We start from the raw sequence: 2,749 nt of genomic DNA, 5'->3' as shown, positions 1-2,749 counted from the left end.
TGCAGCAAGCCGCCGCAACACGACGAGGCGGCGACCAAATAGCGGATGGCGCGGATCGCATACCTTGACAACCCCTGCCGGGGATTCGTCACCCTCAATGGGCAGTATATTCCTTAATGCCTTCGCTTGAAGGCATCGACTGGCGGCACCCGCAACGCACATGGCGGCCGGAACTGGCAGGCTGAACGCATTTTTCGGTACACAGCAGGGCCGATCCATGCTGTCATGGGCAGTATGGAGACCGCGATATCGGAGATCGATCGCCTGCGGGTGGCCCTGGCAGCGTCCGAGGTGGCCCGTCAGGAGGCTGAACGGCGCGCAACGGGTGCCGAGGCGATGGTCGCGCATCTGAAATTGCTGATCGCAAAGATGCGGCACGATCGCTTCGGTGCGTCTTCTGAGCGCGGCCGACGCCTGCTTGAGCAGTTGGAACTCGAACTTGAGGATCTGGAAACGGCGATCGCCGAAGACGATCCCGCCAACGTGCCAGGGACCGTGGCCAGGGCATCGGAAACGGATGTTGGGCGGCAGCGCCCGGCGCGCCGACCGTTCCCTGCGGCTCTGCCGCGTGAACGGGTCGTTATCCCGGCCCCCGTGCAATGCCCATGCTGTGGTTCATCCCGTCTGGCAAAACTGGGCGAGAGCATGACCGAGACGCTGGAAGTCGTCCCCAGACAATTCAGGGTGATCCAGACGGTGCGGGAGAAATTCTCCTGCAGGGACTGCGAGAGCCTCACGCAGCCACCAGCACCCTTCCATCCGATCGCCCGGGGCCGCGCCGGGCCATGGCTGCTGTCGACGATCCTGACCGGCAAGTTTGCCGATCACCTGCCGCTGAACCGCCAGAGCGCGGCCTTTGCCCGCGAAGGGATCGATCTCGACACCTCCACGCTGGCTGACTGGGTGGGTGCCAGCACCGCCACCCTGGCGCCGCTGATCGCGCAGGTCCGCGCCCATGTGCTGACGGCACAACGGCTGCATGGCGACGACACTACCGTACCAGTGCTGGCGAAAAGCCGCACCGTGACCGGGCGATTGTGGACCTATGTGCGCGATGACCGGCCATTCGGCGGCCCCGCACCGCCCGCGGCCTGGTTCCGCTACTCCCGTGACCGCAAGGGCGAACATCCCACGGAGCATCTCGCCGGCTGGAGCGGCATCCTGCAATCCGACGCCTATGGCGGCTACAACCGGCTGTTCGACACCGACCGTAAACCGGCACCCGTCATGTCGGCGGGCTGCTGGGCGCATGCCCGACGCGGCCTGTTCAGGCTGGCCGAACTCGGCCGCGCACCTCTTGCCGTGGAGGCCGTGCGCAGGATCGACGCAATCTTTGAGGCCGAGCGCGCCATCAATGGCGCAACGCCGGCGCAGCGTCGAGCCGTGCGACAGGAAAGCATCGCTCCCATGGTCGATGGCCTGCTGGCCTGGATGCGCGAAAGTTGCGCCCGCCTGTCGAAGAAGACCCCCGTTGCCGCAGCCATGGCCTATATCCTGCGCAGACCCGAGAGTTTTACCCGGTTCCTCTCCGACGGACGGATCTGCCTGACCAACAATGCCGCTGAACGCGCACTGCGCGGCATCGCCCTGGGCAGGAAAGCCTGGCTGTTCGCCGGTTCCGATCGGGGCGGTCAGCGCGCGGCCGACATGTATTCCCTCATCGTCACCGCAAAGCTCAACAACGTCGATCCCCAGGCCTGGCTCGCCGACGTCCTCGCCCGGATCAACGACCAGCCCGTCTCACGCCTGCACGAACTCCTTCCCTGGAACTGGAAAAATACCCGTCACGCCAATCATACACAGCTCGCCTGATTCAGGCCCGTGGTCCTCGCCGGATGCTTACGCGTTCACCAACCCCAAGCCCTGCTTCCTTGAGTTCCATGGTCATCCGCGGACGGCCATAGGTCCGGTTGCTCAGGGCATAATGCTCGCGGATATGCGCCAGAACCTTCAGATCGGTGCGCTGGCGCTCGCACATGGGCCGGGAAACCCATGCTCGGTAGCCACGCGTCGAGACCTGTAGAACCCGACACAGATTGGCGATGGGCCAGCGGTCACGATGTGCCCTGATAAACGCAAACCTCACGTCTTTTGGCTCGCGAAGAACTGCGTGGCTTTCCTAAGAAACAGCAGGATCGGTGGCTACAGGGATGGGATGCAGGACAAACCCTAATGACTGTGCACGTCGGTGGAGATTGGAGACGACACGTTTGCGATGGATTTCATCGTAATGTCCTGCTCCAGGATCGGTATAAACCATGCCGTATCTGAGGGTATTGTAGAACAGAACCGCTATTTTCCGGGCAGTGGCGGTCACAGCCTTTGCTTTCCCGACCCGCGCTGAGAGGCGTCTGTAAAAAGCCCCCAATGCAGTATCGCTTCGCCCGAGCGTTGTGGCTGCCAGACGTAGCAGTGCTGCGGCCCGGCTTGAGGAGCGGCGTGTGCGAGATGACAGAAGCTTGCCGCCGGAAATCTTGTTCCCCGGAGCGAGGCAGAGCCAGGAGGTGAAATGTTTTGCACTTGGCCAGGCGCGAAGGTCTGTGCCGCATTCTGCTACAAGCTTGAGGGCCAGGGACACACCGATGCCATGGATCTGCGTGAGATCCACGCCCAGCAAAGCGAGAGAGTGTCCGATCTTCTGTGTATGACTGATCTGGTCCATGCTTTCCCGAAAGGAAGCATGAATGACCATCTCGAGAGAAATCCTGGACGCACTGCTGACGGACGTGGAGCGTCCTGAAGACCTGCT

General features: G+C 62.7%; 3 protein-coding genes. 1 reads left to right on the top strand and 2 read right to left on the bottom strand.

What is annotated here, in order from left to right:
• Positions 1-234: 234 nt before the first annotated feature.
• Entirely contained in the window at positions 235-1,812 is a 1,578-nt protein-coding gene (gene tnpC, locus ACBR42_RS16960; RefSeq protein ID WP_371208816.1) for an IS66 family transposase, read from the top strand.
• A 1-nt stretch (position 1,813) separates the two neighbouring features.
• Here the strand turns inward: tnpC and ACBR42_RS16955 are convergent, their stop codons facing one another.
• A complete protein-coding gene (locus tag ACBR42_RS16955) occupies positions 1,814-2,086 on the bottom strand; it encodes an IS3 family transposase (RefSeq protein ID WP_371208815.1) in 273 nt (90 codons plus the stop codon).
• 33 nt (positions 2,087-2,119) lie between these two features.
• Positions 2,120-2,749, bottom strand: a 630-nt coding sequence (locus ACBR42_RS16950) for a transposase (RefSeq protein ID WP_371208814.1), incomplete at its 5' end; no start/stop codon positions are given.

This window comes from Komagataeibacter sp. SM21, assembly GCF_041402665.1.
In the GTDB taxonomy this organism is placed as follows: domain Bacteria; phylum Pseudomonadota; class Alphaproteobacteria; order Acetobacterales; family Acetobacteraceae; genus Komagataeibacter; species Komagataeibacter saccharivorans.
This window is presented reverse-complemented; position numbering and strand designations above follow the sequence as displayed.